This window comes from Flavobacterium sp. B183, from assembly GCF_023539155.1.
Lineage (GTDB): Bacteria > Bacteroidota > Bacteroidia > Flavobacteriales > Flavobacteriaceae > Flavobacterium > Flavobacterium tructae.
This window is the reverse complement of record NZ_CP097434.1, coordinates 3,907,169-3,929,723: the sequence shown is the minus strand read 5'-3', so window position 1 is coordinate 3,929,723 and position 22,555 is coordinate 3,907,169. Positions and strand designations below refer to the sequence as shown.

At 33.9% G+C, this 22,555-nt stretch carries 20 protein-coding genes and 1 pseudogene; 6 read left to right on the top strand and 15 right to left on the bottom strand.

Annotated features, from left to right (window positions below; translation table 11 throughout):
• The first annotated feature begins 10 nt into the window (after positions 1–10).
• Positions 11–1,099: a glycosyltransferase family 4 protein gene (locus tag M4I44_RS16575; RefSeq protein WP_249965429.1), complete on the top strand. Its 1,089-nt coding sequence runs from the start codon at positions 11–13 to the stop codon at positions 1,097–1,099.
• Positions 1,100–1,400: 301 nt separating this feature from the next.
• On the opposite strand, the gene M4I44_RS16570 is transcribed toward M4I44_RS16575, so the two are convergent.
• From M4I44_RS16570 to M4I44_RS16525, 10 genes are all read right to left on the bottom strand, one after another.
• Positions 1,401–2,585, bottom strand: coding sequence for a DUF3570 domain-containing protein (locus M4I44_RS16570; protein WP_249965428.1), 1,185 nt, complete (start codon positions 2,583–2,585; stop codon positions 1,401–1,403).
• Positions 2,586–2,603: 18 nt separating this feature from the next.
• On the bottom strand, positions 2,604–2,837 hold the full coding sequence (locus M4I44_RS16565) for a DUF4266 domain-containing protein (RefSeq protein WP_249965427.1): 234 nt from the start codon (positions 2,835–2,837) through the stop codon (positions 2,604–2,606).
• Positions 2,834–3,727: an FAD:protein FMN transferase gene (locus tag M4I44_RS16560; protein ID WP_249965426.1), complete on the bottom strand. Its 894-nt coding sequence runs from the start codon at positions 3,725–3,727 to the stop codon at positions 2,834–2,836. Before M4I44_RS16560 ends, M4I44_RS16565 begins: the two co-directional genes overlap by 4 nt.
• 40 nt (positions 3,728–3,767) lie before the next feature.
• Entirely contained in the window at positions 3,768–4,202 is a 435-nt protein-coding gene (locus tag M4I44_RS16555) for a thioredoxin family protein (RefSeq protein ID WP_249965425.1), read from the bottom strand.
• A 105-nt stretch (positions 4,203–4,307) separates the two neighbouring features.
• Positions 4,308–4,997: a VIT family protein gene (locus M4I44_RS16550; RefSeq protein ID WP_249965424.1), complete on the bottom strand. Its 690-nt coding sequence runs from the start codon at positions 4,995–4,997 to the stop codon at positions 4,308–4,310.
• Between the two features lie 9 nt (positions 4,998–5,006).
• Positions 5,007–5,405, bottom strand: coding sequence for a hypothetical protein (locus M4I44_RS16545; protein WP_249965423.1), 399 nt, complete (start codon positions 5,403–5,405; stop codon positions 5,007–5,009).
• Positions 5,406–5,625: 220 nt separating this feature from the next.
• Positions 5,626–6,063 carry a hypothetical protein gene (locus M4I44_RS16540; protein ID WP_249965422.1) on the bottom strand — a complete coding sequence of 146 codons (438 nt, stop codon included), beginning with the start codon at positions 6,061–6,063 and terminating at the stop codon, positions 5,626–5,628.
• Positions 6,064–6,090: 27 nt separating this feature from the next.
• Complete coding sequence (locus M4I44_RS16535; protein ID WP_249965421.1) at positions 6,091–7,218, bottom strand: efflux RND transporter periplasmic adaptor subunit; 1,128 nt, start codon at positions 7,216–7,218, stop codon at positions 6,091–6,093.
• Positions 7,219–7,225: 7 nt separating this feature from the next.
• Entirely contained in the window at positions 7,226–11,566 is a 4,341-nt protein-coding gene (locus tag M4I44_RS16530; RefSeq protein WP_249965420.1) for a CusA/CzcA family heavy metal efflux RND transporter, read from the bottom strand.
• A gap of 95 nt (positions 11,567–11,661) precedes the next feature.
• A complete protein-coding gene (locus M4I44_RS16525; protein ID WP_249965419.1) occupies positions 11,662–11,958 on the bottom strand; it encodes a hypothetical protein in 297 nt (98 codons plus the stop codon).
• Between the two features lie 955 nt (positions 11,959–12,913).
• Between M4I44_RS16525 and M4I44_RS16520 the strand changes: the two genes are divergently transcribed.
• From M4I44_RS16520 to M4I44_RS16505, 4 genes are all read left to right on the top strand, one after another.
• On the top strand, positions 12,914–13,066 hold the full coding sequence (locus M4I44_RS16520; RefSeq protein ID WP_249965418.1) for a chromate resistance protein ChrB domain-containing protein: 153 nt from the start codon (positions 12,914–12,916) through the stop codon (positions 13,064–13,066).
• A complete protein-coding gene (locus M4I44_RS16515; RefSeq protein WP_249967424.1) occupies positions 13,050–13,763 on the top strand; it encodes a chromate resistance protein ChrB domain-containing protein in 714 nt (237 codons plus the stop codon). The genes M4I44_RS16520 and M4I44_RS16515 overlap by 17 nt, the downstream gene beginning before the upstream one ends.
• Before the next feature lie 78 nt (positions 13,764–13,841).
• Complete coding sequence (locus M4I44_RS16510; RefSeq protein ID WP_249965417.1) at positions 13,842–14,342, top strand: hypothetical protein; 501 nt, start codon at positions 13,842–13,844, stop codon at positions 14,340–14,342.
• A gap of 11 nt (positions 14,343–14,353) precedes the next feature.
• On the top strand, positions 14,354–15,520 hold the full coding sequence (locus M4I44_RS16505; protein WP_249965416.1) for a chromate transporter: 1,167 nt from the start codon (positions 14,354–14,356) through the stop codon (positions 15,518–15,520).
• 514 nt (positions 15,521–16,034) lie between these two features.
• Here the strand turns inward: M4I44_RS16505 and M4I44_RS16500 are convergent.
• The 5 genes and pseudogenes from M4I44_RS16500 to M4I44_RS16485 form a co-directional block, all read right to left on the bottom strand.
• Positions 16,035–17,048, bottom strand: coding sequence for an NAD-dependent epimerase/dehydratase family protein (locus M4I44_RS16500; RefSeq protein WP_249965415.1), 1,014 nt, complete (start codon positions 17,046–17,048; stop codon positions 16,035–16,037).
• A gap of 63 nt (positions 17,049–17,111) precedes the next feature.
• Complete coding sequence (locus M4I44_RS16495; protein ID WP_249965414.1) at positions 17,112–17,687, bottom strand: Crp/Fnr family transcriptional regulator; 576 nt, start codon at positions 17,685–17,687, stop codon at positions 17,112–17,114.
• Between the two features lie 206 nt (positions 17,688–17,893).
• Positions 17,894–18,058 (bottom strand): annotated as a pseudogene (locus tag M4I44_RS22620) (hypothetical protein); the annotation flags it as partial.
• Positions 18,059–18,290: 232 nt separating this feature from the next.
• The gene (locus tag M4I44_RS16490) at positions 18,291–19,784 is read right to left on the bottom strand and encodes a hypothetical protein (RefSeq protein WP_249965413.1); all 1,494 of its coding nucleotides are present in this window, start codon (positions 19,782–19,784) and stop codon (positions 18,291–18,293) included.
• A 51-nt stretch (positions 19,785–19,835) separates the two neighbouring features.
• On the bottom strand, positions 19,836–21,620 hold the full coding sequence (locus M4I44_RS16485) for a T9SS type A sorting domain-containing protein (protein WP_249965412.1): 1,785 nt from the start codon (positions 21,618–21,620) through the stop codon (positions 19,836–19,838).
• A 46-nt stretch (positions 21,621–21,666) separates the two neighbouring features.
• Between M4I44_RS16485 and M4I44_RS16480 the strand changes: the two genes are divergently transcribed.
• Positions 21,667–21,903 carry a hypothetical protein gene (locus tag M4I44_RS16480; RefSeq protein WP_249965411.1) on the top strand — a complete coding sequence of 79 codons (237 nt, stop codon included), beginning with the start codon at positions 21,667–21,669 and terminating at the stop codon, positions 21,901–21,903.
• Positions 21,904–22,555: the final 652 nt, after the last annotated feature.

The window sequence follows — 22,555 nt, the reverse complement described above, 5'->3', positions numbered from 1 at the left end:
ATTTAATGTTATGAAAACAATATTTGAATTTTTATCGTATGGCATCTTATCTTTAGTTTTAACACTGGTAATTATCCCGACAATTAGAAGTATAGCCATTAAAGTTAATTTTGTTGATAAACCTAATTATAGGAAAGTTCATTTAACACCAATACCTTTAGTGGGGGGTATTTCAATAGCTATGGCTTTTATTGTTATGATTGTTGTTTCAAACTACAGACTCACTTTCCTTAGAGAATATCTCTCCATTTTTGCTTCAGCGTTTGTATTATTAATTGTCGGTGTTATCGATGATAAAAAAGAAGTCAGCGCTAAGTACAAATTAATTATTCAGCTGCTTTTAGCATTAACAATCGCATTATCAGGCACAAGAATAACGTCTTTTTTTGGCCTTTTCGGGATATATGAAATCGTTGTCTGGCAGCAATATGCGATAACAGTTTTACTAATTACAGGTGTAGTAAATGCTTTTAACTTGATGGATGGTATTGACGGATTAATTGGAATGCTTTCCCTATTAGGTTTTACCATTTTCTTTTTTACTGCAGTATATTTTAAGGATTATGGTTTAGCATTGTCCAGTATAATTTTCATTGGAGCAGTTTTAGGTTTTTTAAGATTTAATTTAAGCAGCATAAAAATTTTCATGGGAGACTCAGGTTCTTTATTTATTGGATTTATTTTAATTACAGAAGCTATAAAATTTTTGCAAAAACATGAATCGGCAAAGAATCATCCTGTAAGTTATACTGTATTATTACTTATTTTGTTTTTTTCAATACCGATTTTGGATTCTTTGCGGGTTTATATGGGGAGAATTAAAAAAGGGAATTCGCCTTTCAGTGCAGACAAATCCCATTTGCATCATTTATTTTTAGGAATTGGCTTTAGTCACAAAAAAACGACGCTAATGATAGGTTTGCTTTTTACATTTTTGCTTTTGTTTGTGTCAGCTATGAATTCTTTTTTGTCTTTAACAATGATTTTACTGGCCAGTATTCTACTATTTACGATGATTATAAGATGCTTATTGATGCTTAATAGTCTTAGCCAATGGACTGCCAGATTAAAAAAGCTCGAAAAGAAGCAAGCGGAATGAATGCGTTTGCTGTGTATTGTATTGTATTGTATTGTATTGTATTGTATTGTATTGTAGGATATGCAAACAAAAACTGTAGAGTAAGAAAAGAAGAAATTTTCTTAACTTTGTACTTTTGGTTTTGTTTGTATTTCCAATTTCTTCATGGATCAAAATTATCCATATTTCTTTTTGAAATTATGTTCAATTCTGAATAAAATAATTCCTAAATAAAAGAGCATTGATTAGCTAAAATTATAAACCACCATCGTCATACGACTTTGGTGGCTTTTTAATAAATCTAATTTGAATTAAGTTTTAACTATTTGTATTTAATGTTGATGCTAATAATATCCGAAGTCATATTTGTAGTTCTGGTATAATGACCGTAACGTATCTCTAAAGTATTCCAGTGTTTAAGACCCAAAATACCGTTTGGAGGGGTGAATTTCATTCCCATTCCAAAGAAACTGCTCTCAAACTTCGATAAATCATAATTGCTGGTGTAATACTCATCGGAAGCTGTATGCTGGCCATAGGGTTTAAAATACTTGGTTCCGCTCTGAGTATAGTATCTGTAAAAAGGGCTTAATGAAAAAGCCTGGGTTAATTTTACGGGAATCTCCAGATCGGCCGTGTGCGCTTTAAGGCTCCAGTCATCAGTATAGTATCTATAATAAGCGCGGATAATAATATTATCTCCCAGGAAATAACTTGCCCTGATTCCTAGTGGAATTTTAAGTCTGGTGTTGGGCATTTTCTCCTGATGGACAGACCCATCGGTAAAATATACCCTGTGAAAAGGAAGGCTTAAATACCCGTTCTGGCTGATAACATCTCCAATAAGCATTATCTGCAGGTTTTTATTTATGATTTGCGAATAACTCAGCGTCCCCGCAAAAGTATTTCTATTTGCACTGCCGTAGCCTTCGTTTCCTGATGCGCGAAGTTCAATAGGCTCAATGAGTTTTAACTGATCAATAAAAGTCTGAAATTTAGCAGTAAATTCTCCGTTTTTGTTTTTGGTTTTTTGAGAGAAGGAGATATTTCCTCCAAAAGACTGATAGTCAAACTCGGTTGATGATGAAACCCCGAAGGCATATGTTCTTCCTTTTTCTTCGTTTTCCCTCAGATAAGTCAAAGAGGGGTAGAAGCGATTGTCTGAAGAGGAAGCAGATGAATTGGCACTCAAATCAATCATATCAGATGATGCAGAAGTATAATGGTCAATACCTGCCTCAATATCAAAGGTATGTTTTATTCCGGTTTCACCATATTTTACCAGTTTAACATCTATGGTGTTGGCAATATCAGTAAGGTGTTCAGATCCAATTCCACCGGTAACAGCTGAATTATTTCCGTCCTGTTTGTAATAACTGGAAACGAGATTTACCTCTTCCAATTTTAATTTTTTGCTTTTATAACTGGTAGAATCAGTAGGGACATTTTGTGCTCTTGTCTGAAATAGTGCCAGTAAGGCAAATCCTGTAATGAATATTCTTTTCATTTTTTGATGGTATGAAAATTAGTTACATCCACAGCCACCGCCGCTTTTTCCTGAATTTGCTCCGGAAGCTCCTTCACGGTAGGATTGAAAACTAAGTTCTGTTTTTTCGATTTTTCTGTTAGAAAGGATCATTTCAGAATCGTTGATTTTTCCTTTTTGGTATTCTTTTACCGATGTGCAGGAGGTGAGTAGAATGCCCGTAAAAGCAATGCTGTAGAACAGTAAGAGCGCTTTTTGTTTTGGCTTTTTCATTTTAGGTTAATGTTTTTAGAAGTGTAAATTTTATTGTTGTCATCTATGATTATACAATATAGATCGGGTATTTGATCTATTAAAAACAAGCCTGCTTTAATACCCATTACTGCTATTGGCGTTGCCATTGCATCTGCAAATTCTGCGTTTCCGCTAATAATGGTAACACTTTTAATTCCGGTTATCGGGAGTCCTGTTTTTGGGTCAATGGTATGCGAATATTTTTTGCCGTTAATGGTTACGAATTTTTCATAATTTCCTGATGTTGCTACTGCTTTATTTGATATTTCCATATACGAGAATGCAGCATTTGGCAAATCGGGATCTGCTACTCCAATAGTCCATTTTTTGCCATTAGGCTGTAATCCCCAGGCCGAAAGATCTCCGCTGGCATTAATAATGCCACTTTCAACATTATGATTTAAGAGTACCTGTTTTGCCATTTCAGCAGCATATCCTTTTCCGATTCCGCCAAAACCAATTCGCATTCCTTTTTCTTTTAAAAATACCGTCAAATTTTCCTGGTCTAAAATGATATTTCTGTAATCAATAAGATGTACCATTTTTAAAGCCGTTTCGGCATCTGGTAATTGAGTTATTGTTTTATCAAAATTCCATAGACTTTTGTCGATACTTCCATAAGAAATATCAAAAGCACCTTGTGTAATTTTGGAAATACCAATACATCTTTCGATAAGGTTAAAAACTTCCAAATCTACTTTTACAGGTTTAATTCCGGCATTTTCATTAATCAGGTTGGTTTGGCTGTCCTCTTTATAAGTAGTCAAAAGTCTTTCAATGCGTCTGATTTCCCCAATGGCAAGATTTATATTCTCATTTCCTGTTTTCTCATTTTTGGCAACAACCGTAATAGTAAAGTTGTTTCCCATGAGTTTAAGGGATTGAGAATACTTCTGCTTTTTTAGGATGTTACTTTTTGCTATCACAGATCGCTTTTATTTCGGCAGTCCACTGCTCAGGAGTCGTTTCTGGTTTTCCGTGCCAGATTTTGATAACTTTGCCATCTGCATCAAGAAGCAGAGTTAAAGGAAAACTTCCTTCTTTATTGTAAATTTCTGCTAAATCCTCATTTCGCTTTACTTGCTGAGGTGTGCCAATATTTTTCTTTTTTCTGGGAAAATCAGCGTTGACCAATACTAAGTTTTCATTTGCCATTTGGGTGAATGTTTGACTTTCAAGATAGTCTCTGCGTGTCACGATACAAGGGCCGCACCAGTCTGAACCGGAGAAGTTGAGCAGAATTAATTCGTGCTTTTCCTTTGCCACTTTTTTGGCATTAGTAAAGTTAGGTTCCCAGTTGATTGGAAGCACTGTCATTAAAAGGAATAATGTAATTAGTTTCATTTTACGGATTTGTTTTTAGGTATATACGAAATAACGAATTGCTGGGTGTCTTTATTTTTTTTACATGCTTAAGATTCTATTAAATTTTAAATCAAAAGCTTTTTCCTAAGCAGTCTGAACACCAAAAAGATAACCCACCAGGGCCGACATTGCCATTGCGAAAGTACCCCAAATGCAGATACGCAATACTGCTTTTAGAATATGTGATCCGCCAGCTTTTGCAGCCAGTATTCCCGATAATGCCAAAAAGAGTATTGAAAAACCATATTGATAAAATACCATTTCTTTGATAGGAGCAAATATAGCGACCAGAAGTGGTAACAATCCTCCAACAATAAACGAAATAGCAGACGCAAAAGCTGCCATAAGCGGATTTGCTTGTGTGATTTCATTAATTCCGAGTTCATCGCGCGCATGGGCTTCGAGTGCATCATGAGTTGTTAATTCGATGGCAACCTGTCTGGCTAGTTCTTTATTTAAGCCCCTTTGAATATAAATATCGGTTAATTCTTTGAGTTCTTCTTCGGGCAGGGTTTCAAGAGCGATTTTTTCCCTTTTCAAATCGGCAGTTTCTACATCAGACTGGGAACTTACCGATACGTATTCACCTGCCGCCATAGAAAGTGCACCAGCCACTAAACCAGCTACGGCAGCCAGTAAAATAGGTTCTCTGCTAACACTTGCAGCTGCCACGCCAATGGCCAGACTGGTGGTGGATAAAATTCCGTCGTTTGCACCCAGGACAGCTGCCCTGAGCCATCCACTTCTATTGATATAATGGTTTTCAACATGCATAATTTTAATTTATAGTAGTTTAATCCAATCTGGATCTTCAGCAGTTTTTGGAACACCTCCAAAATTGGTTTTTAGAAATTCCCTAATTTGAAATTGTGTTTTGTTCTTGGTACTGTTTTTCCAATCGTTAAAATCATAAATATGAATCTGCTTTGCATTTGTGTTTGTAACAAATGAAATTCGGGATATTGAATCCTTATATTTCTTTATTTCATTTAACATGTCGCGATTTGGCACCACAACAAGAATATTTTCCCAATCAAGAAAATTCTTAGGGATATCGTCACGGTCTTTTAATCCTAAAAATTCAATAAAGGCTTTTATTTTTTGATCATTGAGCCTATTTATATCTAAATCAACTTTCTTTAGAATAATGTGGAGATTCTTTTCATCTCTAATTATACCCATATTATTTTTTTGTTTATTATTATGAAATTACACCAATCTGTTGTAAAAGAATATGTTAATACCTGTAGAATGATTCTAAATTTTATAATGCAAATTTTTAATTATTGCTTTAATGAAATTTTTTAAAGTTCTTTCATTAACAATATCCACAGCAGAAATATTTGAGGCCACTGCGGATCATTTTTTTTAAACAGCTTTTAAATGAAATGACTAAAGTATATTACCTGATTTCAGAATGTCTGATTTCTCCGCCTGTGGTTCCTGTTTGCTGGCCAAAGTATAAAACTGCAAGACAGTATATCAGTAAAGCTAAAGCAATATAATTGGCATACGATTTATTTTTCCAATTGCTCCACAAAGCAATTATCGAACCTACGCCCAATACATAAGATGATAGAGCAAATACCTCTGCTTTTTCTTCATGTTCATGAATTAAACTTTTAGAAATTCCTTCAATTTGTTTTACCACATGCTCGGCGCCATCGCCTGTTGCTATTGCTCCAAACGCCGCTATTGCTCCCAGTATAAAAATACAGTAAGCCGTTCTTTTTACAATTTCAGATTTTACTATAAATCCGCCAATGAGTACCAATAAACCTACGATAGGTATAATAATAGGCAAGTGGTTTAGTACTAAGTGATAATGTGCTCCATTCATAATGTTTAGTTTTAAATTTTCAGTTTTTTATTCTTCTTTATTTTTCATTTTCATCAATAAGACGTAAGCTCCTTGGGTAACAATTTTTTTATTTTTGAATCTTTTAGGGTTTAAAATCTCCAAATAGCCGTTTTCTTTGACTCCTACTTTAACTTCCGCCATTTCATATTGTTGTTTAACAGTTTCTATAAAAACATAGTCTTTACCCTCAAAGGTTACAATACTTAATTCAGGCAATGCATTGGCTAAGCCTGATGTTGTTTCTATTTCGGCATTCATATACATTCCCGGTAAAAGGGCATTATCATATTTTACAAAATGACAATGTACTTCTGTGTTTCCGTTAGAGTTAATCTCTTTGTTGATAAGTATGATTTTGCATTCGTACTTTTTATTCGGTGCTGCATTACTGTATGCAGTTACCTTTTGTCCTATAGCAAGCTGCGCAATATTGGTATCATAAACATTGAGATTTAAGTGAATATCACTTGGATCGATAAGCTCAAACATTACTTCACTCGGAGCGATATATTTACCTATGTTAATATTGACTTTGCTTACAAACCCCGTTATAGTACTCAAAATGTTGATACTTTTAGAAATTTTATTGACTGACAAATGATTCGGATTGATATTAATCAGTTTGAGTTTTTCTGATAAAGCATTTACTGTTATACGAAGATTACTTACTTCAGATTCCGCTAATTGTGTTACTTTATCACTACTGGCTTTAGACTGATTAAGATCTTTTTGACGTGTGAATTCTAACTCTGCAAAATGCAGTTTGGATTTTGCCGTAAGATAATCTTGCTGTATCTGAACATATTGCTGATCTTGTAAAGTAGCAATGACTTCACCTTTTTTTACCCGCATTCCCGGTAAGAGCCCGCTTTTTATCAAATATCCTCCAAGCGGAGCATTTACAGATACTAAATTTTGTGGCGGTACATCTATTTTTCCATTAAGTTTTATAACCGTTCCAATATTTTTCTGTGTTAATTGGGCAGTTGCAATATCTGCATTTTTGAATTGTGCATCAGTAAGTACTACACTATTATCGTTCCCAGGATTTTCTGGTGTTTCCTGTTCGGGGGTCGTGTTTTTGCATGCATTTAGTATAAAAAGCATACTTATAAACAAGGATATATTTTTCATGTAATTGTTAATTTGAAGTAATAAAATTAAGTTCTATACTGCTTTCGTTTAATGCTCTTACGGCATCTAAATAATTGCTTTGTATGCTAATGGCCTGATGGATTACCATTACAAAATCCAGGAAATTAATTTCACCGTTACTAAATTGTTTATTCGCTGTTTCTTTAATCAGTGTAGCATTTTTTAAGCCTGAATCTTCAAAATATTGCGTTATCCCGGTATTGCTTTTATAGGCAGACATCAATTGTTTATACCTATTCTGTAAAAGCTGTAATTGTATTTGATATTCATTCTCTGCAATACTTTCTCCAATTTTAGAAGCCTGTATTTTAGCACTCTGGCTTCCCGTAAAAATGGGTATTCCCAATCCGGCCTGTACTGAGCTAAAGCGGTTGCTTCCGTCATAATAGTTATTATCAGGTCCCATTCCTTTAAAACTATTATTAAAGTAGCCAATAGTGAGATCCGGCAGGTATTTTGATTTTTCTAATTGGGTTTGTGCGGCAGCATTATTTTTTTGCTGCTGCGAGAGTTTTAAAAGGATATTATTCTTAATTCCATCGTTCATCGGAGCAAGAGCATATTTAAGACTTTTATCAAATGGAATAACGTTGTTTTCTGAGTTCAAAAGCATCTGAAGTTCCAATAATGTGGTCTTCATCTCCTGCTGCAGCTGTAATAATTGTAAAGAAATGGCGGCCTTTTGGTTTTCGGCAGTGGTTTTTTCCAGAATATTACTTTCTCCTTTTTGCAATCGAAGGTTTGCTTTGGCATAAAAATCATTGAAAAGGGTATCGGCTTGTTGCAGAAGTTTTTCTTTTTCTTTATAATATAAAAAGGTATAAAAAACTTGTGTTATGGCCTTTTTAATTTCCTGCTCTTTTAGTGAAGTGTTTAATGCCGAAGTTTTCCATTGTTCTGATAATAGCTGTTTTTGTTTTTTATATATCGTAGGAAAAGCAATAGTCTGCGAAATTCCAAATCTCTTATCATCATAAGCGCTGTTTATTTGCCCGGCTTCAGCAAAAACGGTTGTTTTAGGAATATCAGCTCCTGATTTAATGAGCGCTTGCGTGTAAGCCGTTCTAAGCTTTTCGTTTTTTATACTGTTATTTTTCTCTGCTGCTATTTTTAAAGCTGTTTCAAGGCTTATTTTTTCTTGTGAATTTGCAGCTGAAAAAACAGAAAACAAAACCAATATAAATGCTGCTTTCTGAGTTAAACTTTTTATTTTAAAACCTTTTTCAAATAATATATATAGCAGGGGCAATATGAATAAAGTTAAAAAGGTAGCAACTAGCAAACCACCTATTACGACCGTTGCCAGAGGACGTTGCACCTCGGCACCTGCACCGTTGCTTAAAGCCATTGGCAAAAAGCCCAACGAAGCTACAAAAGCGGTCATTAATACAGGACGAAGTCTTGATTTTGTTCCTGTTAAAGCGATTTTGACGAGATTTTTCATTCCGTTATTTTTAAGTCGGTTAAATTCAGTGATTAATACAATTCCGTTTAAAACGGCTACTCCAAACAAGGCTATAAAACCTACACCGGCACTAATGCTAAAAGGCATACCGCGTAAGGCCAGAAAAAATATTCCTCCAATTGCCGAGAGCGGAATTGCGGTATAAATAAGCAACCCGTGTTTGACAGAATTGAAGGCGAAAAAGAGTAAAATAAAAATAAGTACCAGCGAAACAGGAACGGCAATCATAAGACGGTCTTTTGCCTGATTTAAATTCTCGAATGCACCACCATAAGTAACGTAATAACCTGTAGGCAATTTGAGTTCTTTGCCTACTTTGGTCTGTAATTCATTTACAATACTTTGTACATCTCTGCCTTTTACGTTAAACCCTACAACAATTCTGCGTTTTGTGTCTTCACGCTGTATTTGGTTGGGACCATTTTTAATTTCTACAGCGGCAAGCTGCGATAAAGGAATCTGACTTCCGTCTGATGAGGGGATAAGCAGATTTCGAATGTCTTCAATGTCTTTTCTCTCATTGGCATTAAGGCGTACCATGAGATCGTACCTTTTTTCCTGTTCAAACACCAAGCCCGTGCTTTGTCCTGCAAAAGCAGTATTTATAACTTTATTAATATCGGCTATTGATAAATGATGTTGCGCAATTGCTGGTCGGTTATAGGATATAATTACTTGTGGCATACCGGCAATAGGTTCTATGAATAAATTGGCAGTTCCGTCTACCTTGCTAATAATTTTGCCCAGTTTGTTTGCTGTCACCGCTAATGTATCGAGATTTTCTCCAAATATTTTAAGAACAACATCTTGTCGGGCTCCGGTCATGAGTTCATTAAAACGCATTTGTACCGGGAATTGAAATCCTGTCGTAATTCCAGGAACATCTTCTAAGGCTTTGCTCATCTTAGCTGATAATTCATTAAAAGTTTTAGCAGAAGTCCATTCTTTTTTATCTTTTAAAATCACCATCATATCACTGGCTTCCATCGGCATCGGATCTGTAGGAACTTCGCCGCTGCCTATTTTAGTCACTACTTTTAATACTTCCGGAAACTGGCTTTTGAGTATATGTGCCGCTTTCTGGGTACTTTCAATAGTAGTATTTAAGTTGCTGCCTGTAAGTACTCGCGTGTCTACTGCAAAATCGCCTTCTTCAAGAGCCGGTATAAATTCGCCTCCCAAAGTGGTAAGTGTTATAACAGCCAATACAAAAAGAAGCAAGACGGAACCTAATACGGCTTTAGGAAAACGAAGGATCCTTTTTAATGTATTTTGATAGCTGTTTTCAAGGCGTTTCATTACCCGGTGTGATAGATTCTCTTTGTGTTTTGTTTTTTTGCTTAGAAAAAAAGCACTCATCATCGGAATATAAGTCAGAGATAAAATGAAAGCACCCAGCAGAGCAAAAGCAACTGTCTGCGCCATTGGTTTAAACATTTTACCTTCGATACCCTGTAGCGTAAAAATAGGTAAGTAAACGATCAATATGATGATTTGTCCAAATACGGCACTGTTCATCATTTTGCTGGCCGAGCTGGTAACGGTTTTATCCATCTGATCAGTAGTAAGCGGGACATGTCCCTTAAATTTGGCAGAACCCGAGAGCTGATGCATAATAGCTTCTACAATTATGACAGCGCCGTCTACAATTAATCCAAAATCCAGCGCTCCAAGACTCATTAAATTCCCGCTTACGCCAAAGAGATTCATCATGCAAATAGCAAACAGCATAGCCAGTGGAATTACTGATGCCACGAGTAATCCTGCCTTGAAATTACCCAAAAACAGTACCAGAACAAACACCACAATCAAGGCGCCTTCAAGTAAGTTTTTCTCCACTGTACCAATGGCATTATTGACCATTTTTGTCCGATCGAGAAAAGGTTCAATTTCGACGCCTTCAGGAAGTGTTTTTTGTATTAGGGCAATTTTTTCTTTTACATTTTTAATGACCTCGCTACTGTTGGCGCCTTTAAGCATCATAACTATCGCCCCGGAAACTTCGCCCTGATCATTATAGCACATAGCTCCGTAACGGGTAGCAAAACCGGTTTTTACCTGAGCTACATCTCTTATAAACAATGGAATATCACCATTTTTATTGGGAATGGCGATATTCTCGATATCCGCAATATTCCCAATAAGTCCTTCGCTACGGATATAAAGTACTGTTGGTCCCTTTTCTATATACGAACCGCCTGTATTTTGATTGTTGTTCTGAACCGAGGCAAAAACATCATTAATGGTTATCCCGTAAGCATTTAGTTTATCAGGACTAATGCTGATTTCATACTGCTTGAGTTTACCGCCAAAACTACTCACTTCAGCTACTCCTTTAACACCTAGTAGTTGCCGCCTTACAATCCAGTCCTGAATCGTTCTCAATTCGGTTACATTAAATTTTTGTTCATAGCCTTTTTTGGGTTTAACCACATATTGATAAATTTCACCAAGTCCTGTTGATATTGGTCCGAGTGTAGGTGTACCAATGCCTTGTGGAATCTCATTTTGTACTTGTTGTAAGCGTTCAGCAACTTGCTGTCTGGCCCAGTAAACATCAACATCATCATCAAAAACGATGGTTACCAGAGACAATCCAAATCTGGAAAAGCTGCGAATCTCTTTCATACCGGAGATATTGCTATTGACCTGTTCTATAGGAAAAGTGACCAGACGTTCAATATCAGTTGCGCCAAATGAAGGCGCTATGGTTATAATCTGTACCTGATTGTTGGTAATATCGGGAACAGCATCAATGGGCAGGAGGGTGGTTTCATAGGAGCCATAACTAATCAAGGCAATTATAAAAAGCCCTACGATGAGTTTATTCCTCACGGAAAACTCAATTATTTTAGTAAGCATAATTTTGTGTTGTTAATCGTGGTTATAAAAAATAAGGAATAGCAAAAACACGCGCCATTGGTTAGACGTGAAGGATTTAAGCCAATATAAAACGATTAACAGTCTCTGGGTGGCTGCCAGATTGACGAAAGAGAAATGGAAGAATAGGCAAAAGAATACGTATATAAATTTTGTTTTTTATACGTAAAATTCACTTTTTGAATGCTTCTGTATTGTTGTATCAATGGATAAAATACAACAGAACTGATATTGGTATGTGATTTAAAAGGCAGTTTCATATCCTTGGCATAGTCCGCATCAAATACATCTGGTCCCTGATAATGAATGCATAAAAATTGAAAAAAAGTTAAATTAGGATTTTGTTCCTTATGTTCCACATAATGTTCCACCATTACTGGCAGCTTTATAAACTCTATCAATTGTGTTACAGACAAAAGGTAGATAGATAAAAATAATATGGAAAGATGTTTTTTCACAATTCAAATATAGCAAATTAAAGTACAGAAAAAGCTATAAGTTCTTGTTTAAAAGTATTATAAATAATTGACCTGAAGGAAGAAATATATCAGATTCCAGTCTCAGTCGAGCAACAATTAAAATCGAAAATACTAAGAGGGCAAAATTTAAGCAAAGATCATAAATCATTTTAAATTAGATTTTATTATTTGCCATTAAACAGCAATTAAAAAACGATTTTAGATATTTCAGAGTCATAATTTTTTTCTTAATTTTTGATTTTCGAAACTGATTAAGTTATCACACACACAATTTTAGAGTTGTAGTTTTTTCTTTGTTTTAGAGTGATGCTAAAAAAGCAAAAATAAATAAATCTTAATTCTTTAATAAGGCATCTAAAATAAGAGCATCAATTACCTTCAATTAGCGCCTTTTGGCTTTGGAGCCCCTCTAGGGGACAAATTTCTACAAATTTTATGGGAGATTTGAAAAGATTGATTTACTATTAACTAGAGGCTGTCTTTGATTTAGCATTTTTTTGTTTTAAAAAAACAAAGATCATGTGCTTTGTGTTTATTTTCTGGTATGAATTGTACTAAATTTTTGCGCAATATGTAGTATGTCAGAAAGTTGTTAGCGTAGGGTGACTGTACGAATTTTAAACTTTAAACTGTAATTTTTCAAACTTTTTCAGACTCCTAAATTTAAAAAGTACCAGGCTCTTGTCCTAACAAAGTTAGAAAGACCACTATATTTTTAGAATGATTTTAGTAAAAAAATAGCTTAAATGATTTCTAATTCAGTATCTGGGGCAAGAAAAATAGTAAAGAATAAAAACTGTAAATTAGCCTACGTTTTAACTAAAACACAACTAACCTGAGAATATATACTATGAAATGGATTACAAGAGAAAGGCCCAAAATTGATCGAATTGCTTGTCCTTGGTTAATTAAAAAAATTGTGGACAAAGAGTCCGAATTTATTTACGTGCCTTATAATGAAGTTTTAATAAAGGCTAAAGAACTTGATGCCATTCCTTTTTGATATTCCTAATGTCGAATTTACCCATTATAATGAGCAAAGTACCTTTGACTACATTGTTAAAAAATATGAGATTAGGGACCCAGCTATTCTAATTATCGCTGATATTGTCCGTGGCGCTGACACAGACAGACATGATATTGCAAAGGAATCGGCGGGACTCTGGGCAATTTCAGCGGGGCTTTCCTACAATATTACTGATGATTATAAACTATTAGAAAGCGGAATGGTTATTTATGATGCGCTATACAGTTGGGCAAAACATTTATACAAGCAAAATCATTTGCAAAATAGCCCTTTTGAAAGTCTATTGCACCAAGTGTATCATAAATTTTTAAAGGAGAAAAAATCAGACACAAAAAATGCGCCTGCTTGGGTTAAAGATTTAAAAGCAATTATTCAGGATCAAATAGATACCCAATTTACTTTCGACTTAAAGAAAATTTCAAATGACTTGGAACTTAATCCTTCTTATTTATCAAGAGAGTTTTCCAAATATTTTGAAGATCTTAATTTTGGAGATTATGTTAGGAAACTGCGAATTGAAAAAGCTATTACTCTTATTCAAAATTCAAATTATACACTTACCGAAATAGCTTATATGACAGGCTTTTCAGACCAAAGTCATTTTACGAGAATATTCAAACAGAGTACAGGTAAAAATCCTTCTTCTTATCGCAAAAAATCGCAAAAAAAGTAATTCAAATACAAAAAGTAAATAACATACTATTTCTACCTTTTTAGTATAACTAGTTTTGTTATCATAAATAAAAACGATATGATACAAATTAGATCTGTACTCTTTTTTGCTCTGTTTGCATTGAGTACCACTGTTTTTTCTCAGACGACTTATCCAAAAATAACAGGGTATTTTTCTGTGATGCATCCTATAACCACTTTTAGTGAAGAAGGAACTACTGTAAACTTCAGAGATTATTATTCCGTTAATTTTCCAACAGGAATCAATATCTGGAAAAGCCCCAAAATTGGATTTTCTTTTGAAATAGCCCCTAATATAAGAACTGAAAACGGAATCAGCAAAGTAAGCAGTGTGTTGTTTCATCCAGGCGTATTGGTGGCATTAGGGGACGGCTATACTTTTGCAGGTAGGGCAGCGTTTGAAACCAGTGGCAGATTTGGTGTTACTCCGGTAATAAGCAAAACGGTAATAAAAAATACGAATAGTAGTTATTATGTTTCCATTCCATTACCTCTAAGATTTGGCAATGATCATCCTACTACTTTTACTGTAGGCTTGCAATTTGGTATTGCGTTTTAAAATATATCATTATGAAAGAGAACCCAATATATAGTTTAAAAGAAATATTTCTTTATTTTCTTAAATTAGGAACAATTGGTTTTGGTGGCCCAGTGGCATTGGTTGGTTATATGCACCGAGATTTAGTTGAAGAGCGAAAATGGATTTCTGAAGATGAGTATAAAGAAGGTCTGGCTTTAGCACAATTAGCACCTGGACCATTAGCAGCACAATTGGCAATTTACCTTGGATTTGTACATTTCAGTTTTCTAGGAGCAATATTGGTTGGTTTTGCCTTTGTTCTTCCTTCCTTTATCATGGTGGTATTGCTTGGAATGGTATACAAAGTATATGGTGGTTTGTCTTGGATACAGGCTGTGTTTTATGGTGTTGGGGCAGCAGTTATAGGCATTATTGTAATGAGTTCTTATAAACTGACCGTGAAATCGATTGGTAAATTCAATTTAACCTCTTTTAAAACGAATTGGTTATTGTGGTTGTTTTTTATAATTGCTGTAGTTATTACTTTTGTTACAAGGCAAGAACAGGTTTTATTATTTGTAGCTGCGGGACTCCTGTATATGCTTGTTAAATCACCTCCAAAATGGTTTAATAGTAAAACTTCCAATTCAATTGTTCTGCTGCAAATGGGTTTTTGGAGTTATGGCAATTCTACTCTTATGAAAATTGCCATCTTTTTTGCCGAAGCAGGAGCATTTGTATTTGGCAGCGGGTTGGCTATAGTTCCATTTTTGCATTCAGGAGTTGTGATAGAAAATCATTGGTTGACAGAGCAACAATTTGTTGATGCAGTTGCTGTTGCAATGATTACTCCTGGTCCGGTTGTTATCACGGTTGGTTTTATAGGTTATTTGGTTGCAGGTTTTCCGGGTGCTTTGGTTGCAGCTTTAGCTACATTTTTACCCTGTTATTTATTTACAATTGCATTGGCGCCATCCTTTAAGAAAATTGCGCAAAATAAATCAATTAAAAGTTTTGTTGATGGGATTACTGCGGCTGTAGTTGGGGCATTAGTGGGAGCAGTTGGCGTAATTGCATCTAAAAGTATTTTAGACATTCCAACAGCGTTAATAACTATTACTACAATTTTTTCACTACTTTATAGTAAGAAAATTCAAGAACCATATATTATTATGATTGCAGGCATTTTAGGCATTATTGTTAAGTTAATTTTATGAAATTTATCACTTACTAAGGTTATTATTTCTGAATAAGAAACATCATTTTTATTGATCTTTTAAAGGTATTCGTCTAAAACAAATAAGAGAATTGACTTCCTCTCCTGTGGTACATCTGGGTAACCATATTTGTAATTGGTTATCATTTAGGTTATCTATAAGGGAAGGGGAAATAGTTTGCTCCAAACTGTAAAAAATTGAGAATTACTAAAAAAAAGCATGTTGCAAATTAAGAATATCGTTAAAAAGTGAATTCTGTTCATTTATATTTTTTTTTAAGAATATTTGTATGTTTTCCTATAGTTTCTCGTTTTGTAATAATCATTCACTTTAAAATTCTTTGTTGAATAGTCTGTGTTTTATATAGGTGAAAGCTTGTACCATTTTTAAATCCAGCAGATTAGTTATATTTTATAAACATTTTCATCTTCTGTATTTTCATTTTATTATGTAGTATTTCTGTTTTCCAATTACGTTTAATATGCTTCATATTACCTCAAAGATACTTTTTTTGTTATTGTAAATGTTTTTTGTTTTCGAATAAATACTCCATTGCTTCTTTGACAGCTTGTGTTGAATTTTTTGGATTAAACCCCAATTCTGTCTTTGCTTTTGTGATGTCAAAGTTTTGTTGAAGTCCAGAAAACATTGCGATATCTTTGGTACTCAACAAAGGTGCTTTACCATTTATCTTACTTCCAATTTCCATAAACCAGGCAATGATATATAATAGTGATTTTGGTACTGCCATAGGAAGTTTTATATTCAGTTCTGGAAATAACTCCTGTGCAATTTGTGTAGTCTCTTTTATAGAGGTACAGTTTTCATTTGCCAGAATATAGCGCTCGCCATTTTTTCCTTTTGTTGCGGCGAGATAGCAGCCTTCAGCTACATCTTTTACATCAATCCAATTTAAAGTAATGTTTGTTTCAACTGGTATTTGCTTTTCAAGGATTAAAGAAATAATATTGTAAGAAACACTTAAAGGTCTAAATGCACTGCTACCAATCATTGCTGATGGTAAAACGGAAATCAATTCTATGTTATGTTTTTGAGCTAATTCAAAAGCTAACTTTTCGCCATCATTTTTTGAATTGTAGTACATATCCCTACGGTCAGGATTTTGACCATAACTTTCTTTCGTAGGCAGTTTAGAATAATTAAGGGCAGCAATTGAACTTACGTATATAATTCGTTTCACACCAGCTTCTACTGCAGCTTCAATAATATTTTGTGTACCTTTAAGATTAACATCATAAATTTCTTTTTTAGGGTCTTTGGCCCAAAGTTTGAAAACTGCTCCAACAGCATAAAATATTTCTACATCTTGTAAAGCTTTTACTAAGGATTGTTTATCTGAAATATCGGATTGTACTAGTTCACAATTTAAACCAATAAAAGGCTCTTTGTTTTTAATATTGCGAACTGATGCCCTTACCGGAATACCTTTTTTGATAAGTAATCTTACTAAGTTGTTACCAAGATGCCCATTTGCACCTGTAACTAGAGCTAAATTTTTTTGCGCCATTTTGTTTAATTATTATTAAGGCACAAAATTGAGAATTGATTCTTTAAATATACTTCACAAATGTTACTTAATCATTTGTTTTCTAATTCTACTTAAACTTTTTGGGTTCATTCCTAAAAAAGAAGCAATGTATTGAAGAGGAACATGGTATACAATTTCAGGATAATTGTTAATCAATTTTTTGTAACGCTGCTCTGCCGTTAGAGTTGCTAAATCTTTTGAACGGTTTTCGTTGTATGTTAGTGATTGCTCAAATACCCATATACTAAAATCCTTAAAGGCTACACTTCTTTGAATGAGAAAGTCCAAGTCAATTTTTGTAATTCTCAAAAGTTTACATTCAGTAATACACGCAACATTTTCATTAGATTTTGTGTGGTTGATAAAATTGCTGTATGAGGCAAAAAAACCTGGTGGGCAATTTATATGCGTTGTAACTTCATCGCCTAAATTATTATAATAGAACAGTCGAATAAAACCCGACACAACAAAATAAAGATATTTTGGAACTTGGCCTTCGTCTTCAATAATTTGATTTTTTGAAAATAGCACGGGCTCAAAATACTTTCTACATAATTCTTCTTCATGTTTAGTAAGTAGAATTTTTTTACTTATCAGATTTAATAATTTGTCATGCATCTACTAAAATTATTTGTTTTGTAATCGTTAGTTTTTAATTAACAGCAGTATTAATTTGTGATCAAATTCACAGAAATTTACAAAAAAAACTTAAGCTTTTAGTTTTGAAGGATTTTTTATGGTTTTGGTTCAATTTTCAATATTTAGAGGCATAGAAGTATAATCATAAGAAATATTATTGATTCTAAACATATCCTTTGTTATGCTCAATTCCTCAAAATATTTTTTTTGTAAAGTCTGGTTGATGGAATATTATTTGTCAAAACTTGCAAATCAATCCAGCTAATTTTATGATTATCTTTACAATAATCAGTTCCTAATAAATTTTGACCAATTTTCAATTTTCTAAAATTGCTGTCAACACTCACTCTAAGTAAAGCTCTATATTCTGCATTTTACTGATTAGAAAGTGGTTGAAAAAGTGTTGTTCCTTTTGTCTATTTTCAGAAAGATGAATTTTCTGGTATTGAATAAAGTCGTCAAGTGGATCTTTATTTAACTCTTTAATTGAAATCATTTTATTCAGAGAATATTTGTGTTATTATTGGCATTAACACAAATATATAGCTATTTTAGATTTGCAAACAAATAGGAGAAAAAAAGTTACCTGATGGTCAATGTCATATTAGGAACAATTATAGCATCAGTTATTCCTCCCGTGTATCGTTGGGCATATACTTCAAGATAATCATTTGTTAATAGTTCAACTGAAGCATTTAAAGGAAGAACAACAATGTCATTCAGCGCCAATCCTCTTCCGTAAATTTTGTACTGTGTTAAAGCTGTTCCATTCTTTGCAATATAGATTATATAGGTACCTACTGCGGATACTTGAAAGGAAATAGAGCCTGTAACCTGAAAAATTCGTTTCTTTTTTCCCATATATCTCAATCTGTTATTATTATTTGTTGGTGCATCTAAGGAAAATCTAAATAAATTATAGGATGTTGAATTTCCGTTAACTTTCACAATATTACTTGGATTCGATGTATTAAAGCTTGTAGAAGCACCTGAGCCAACAGGATAATCTACAGTGAAATCAGCTACAGCATTGGCATCAGTTTCGGCAGGAATTCCGGCTGATCGTACGCTCCAGCTGTTGGTAAAGTTATATCCGGCATAGGTACCAGCAGTGTAAGCTTTTACATATCCGCTTGTATTGGTGCCAGTAAAAACAACTGATTCTAAGACCGCATCTCCGGATATTGTCGGGTTTGAAGATACATCAAATCCAATAGCAGTACCATTGACCTGACTGAAGCCACCTTGTTTTTCCACAAGAGTAAAGGTTCCGGTTAGTTTTTCATAAGTGCCTGAATTATTACTGAACCATCCTAAATTACTAAGTAATAATTGTGTGATATTATTGTATGTTATTCCATTTGTATTTCCTGAGAATTGTATAATACTTAAAAAAACCAATCCAAAGCCAGATATGCTTCCTACAGAATTGGAATTAGCCACTATGCAATCTCGAAATATTAAGTTTTGAGTTGCCGCTCCATTAAGGTTAAAAACATTTCCAGTTGGAGCAAGAAGGGTCAGGCCTTTTATAGTTCCTCCGTTTGCACCTTCAAAAATATTTCCTGATGACCTGATAATAACATCCTGATTGGAATCTATTCCCTGTAAATAAGCATTGTTTAAGTCAATAGGAAAATTAAAAGTGACATTACCGTTAATTTCATATAATGTAGTGGAATTCAAAAGATATTTGGAACCTCCTCCGGCGGCAAGTTCATCAGCTAAAATAGTTGCTAAATTATCCGTAGATCTTATCCTTTTAAAATTAATTCTTCCCGGTACTCCACTGCTTAACGGTAACCATGAACTGCTGCCTGTTGAGTAATAATAAAAAACTTTTAAATCCGTATCATAGACTATAAGACCGTCAGCCGGAGTTGCGATCGCGTTTCTTTGAACAGTTGTCATTCTAGGAGTAAGTAATCCTTGTGTAGTAGAGCTAAGGTCTAGTATTGAACTGGAATTTGGTGTTATTGTTCCAATTCCAACTTGCGCATTTATTGTAAATCCAAAAAGAAGAAAGAGAAACACTAAGAATATTTTATGATTTCTAAGAGCAGGTTTTTTGATCATAATTTTTTGGTATTAGTTATTTTTTCTGTTGTCTATTATGAGTAATTACTTCTAATTTTTAGAGTTTAAAATGATTATTTTCTCCGTGAACCTTTCATTATTCAGTGTCAAAAATTGGGCAATATAAACTCCGCTGCTTAATCCATTGGTTGAAAAAGTATAATTGTGTTCTATTCCCAGATTTTCTTTATGCAGAATAACTTTCCCGGTTATTTCATAAAGCTTAAACGTTCTTAAAGAAAGATTTTTGGGATTAGATACTTTTAAACTATTATTGATATTATCCTGACTAATGAAAAATGGGTTATAGTTTTTGTCTGTAGTATTAAGTGTTTTATCGTTTTTGAATGCAATTTTAAAACGATCTGCATAGATTCCCTTTTCAAGATTGACTTCATACATCGCATTTTTTATGTCAAAAAAAGAATCATTCAGTGCATCATGGAGGTAAATCATTTGTGAAGTGTCCCAACTTATTACTTCAGGAATCTTAAATTTAAAAGTAGTATTGGTAGTTGCCTTTACGATTATGGGGATTTTTTTTTCAGGATCGAAATTTACACCCTGAATCACATAATTATTGTTTTCAATTAAAAAACCCGCATCATTGGGAAGTACATCCATCATGGGCGCATCAATACCGTTGTCAATTCCATCAGTTGCACGGGAAACAAATACAAGGGCTAATTGTCTGGTAAATTCATTATTGATTATAACATTTAATTTCAAATATGAAATCTCCTCAGTGGCTTCAATTCCTTTAGTACTTTTTTCTTTAGGAATATGTTTTTCAAATTGTGACAAACCACTTCCTTGTTTATAAAATGCCCTATGGGCATTTTTAAACGTCGCAGTTCCACTAGCGATCGCACTAATTACAAAGCCCTGACCAATTGGAGAATATTTCCTTTGTATTACAAGTCCGGAAGACAGTCCTGTATTGTTTACTGAGCCATCTGGGTTATAGGTATTGAAAGTAGCTGGTACATACACACCATTGGAACCTAAACTGATTGGAGAATATGCGCCATAGCCCCCTTTGTAATTTACTAAGGTATGCGTGTTTACTGTCTTATCTTGTTCCCAGAAGTAAGCAATACCACCTGTATTTGTATTAGAAGGATCTAAGAGAAAAGCATTTAAATGTAAAGCTGATGGATATGGATTTCCGGTTAAAGTTGCGTTATTAGCCCCCAAGGAAATAGTAATATTGCCATCATTTGGTTTTCCTCTAAAATCATATCTTTGTGACCCGCCGGGATTATTGGTAACACCAGTTCCTTCAGGATCTGTTGAATCAGTTCCACTTGTTCCTTTCATTGAAAAACCTTCGCCAGGGGCTAAAATGGTGGATCCTCCAACAAAAAGCCATTGTGAATAATTATTGGCATTTATAAGTTTATAAACCCATTTTGGTGCTATTGCCAGAGGATTGGAAGTTCCATCGGAATTATTTACGGGTAAAATTGTTGATGCTACTGAAGCAATTGTCGTAGTAGGTCTGCTCAGCATTGTAATGCCAAAGTTTTCATTTCCGGATAAATTAGATGCGCTTCCAACAGGAGAACACCAATAATTATAATCGAAATTATCTGAAGTTCCCCTTTGATAAACTGACAATGTACCCAATCCCGAATTAGTTGAATTCCCTGTTGTTCCCTGCAACAATTGTGAATTATTACGCAGATACAGATTAGAATTCAAAGCTAAGTTGATATCCTGTTGAACAAATAACACTTCATTCTTTACATACATGTTCGTATTGGGACTGAAATAAATTTGTGAGATACATTTTGAATGAATCAAGAGGAAAATAAATAGAATTATGATCTTCATTACTTTAACTTTAGGGTTAATAGCGTTTATTTAATAAAACTATATAGTGGATGTTTTTCTTTTTTTAATTAAAAAAAAAGCCCCAAGTATTATTCCGCTTAGAAATAATATTGAAATTTCGTTGTCTATTGGTACAGGATCTCCAACTGGTGGAGGTATTGATTGTGGTTGCGGGGGCGATGGCGCAGCTATGTTATTAAAAGAAACAAAAAGAAGAATTACTAACAATTTTAACGATTTAACTTTCATATTACTTAGAATTAAGAGCTGTGAAATTGATTAAATTGTAATTTTTTTTACTATTCTAATTTTGGTATAGCAACAATAAATCAGGCAAATTTGTTTAATCAAATATATAAAAAATCCTACATATTTAAAAGCGGAGTTTTTGGAAATTTTTTCTTTAGAATTTTAAATCCATCAAAAAATGAATACTAAAGGTCATTGTTATCCAAAATTCATGATTCTTCAAGCAGTATATTTAAAATTAAGATTCTACTTAGTCACCATGCTATTAAATAAATACTGAAGATTAGAGGAGTGATAGTGGATCATGAAATAATTCAAAATCTAGGTTCATAAATTTAGTCGATCTTATTGAAGCGCAATTAAAGAAGCGCAAGAAAGAAGTTTGGAAAAGTTAGATCTAGGATAAGACCTATATATAAAGTCAAAGGCATTTGGTGTTGTTTATATCGTGCAGGAGTTAAATTAGACAAACAGCAGACTTGCTTCTCAACAGAAAAAGAAATGGAATAATTGCTCAGTCATTTCTAATTAAATCAATTACTAATAACTGCAGGTCAAGTATAATTAACATTGAGAAAAGTAGTTCTCATACTATCGCAATCAAATTTTACCACAAGCGCCTAATTTCAAAGATTAAAATCCAGCAGTGTAAATATCATAATATGTGGTATAGCAGGATCATTGTT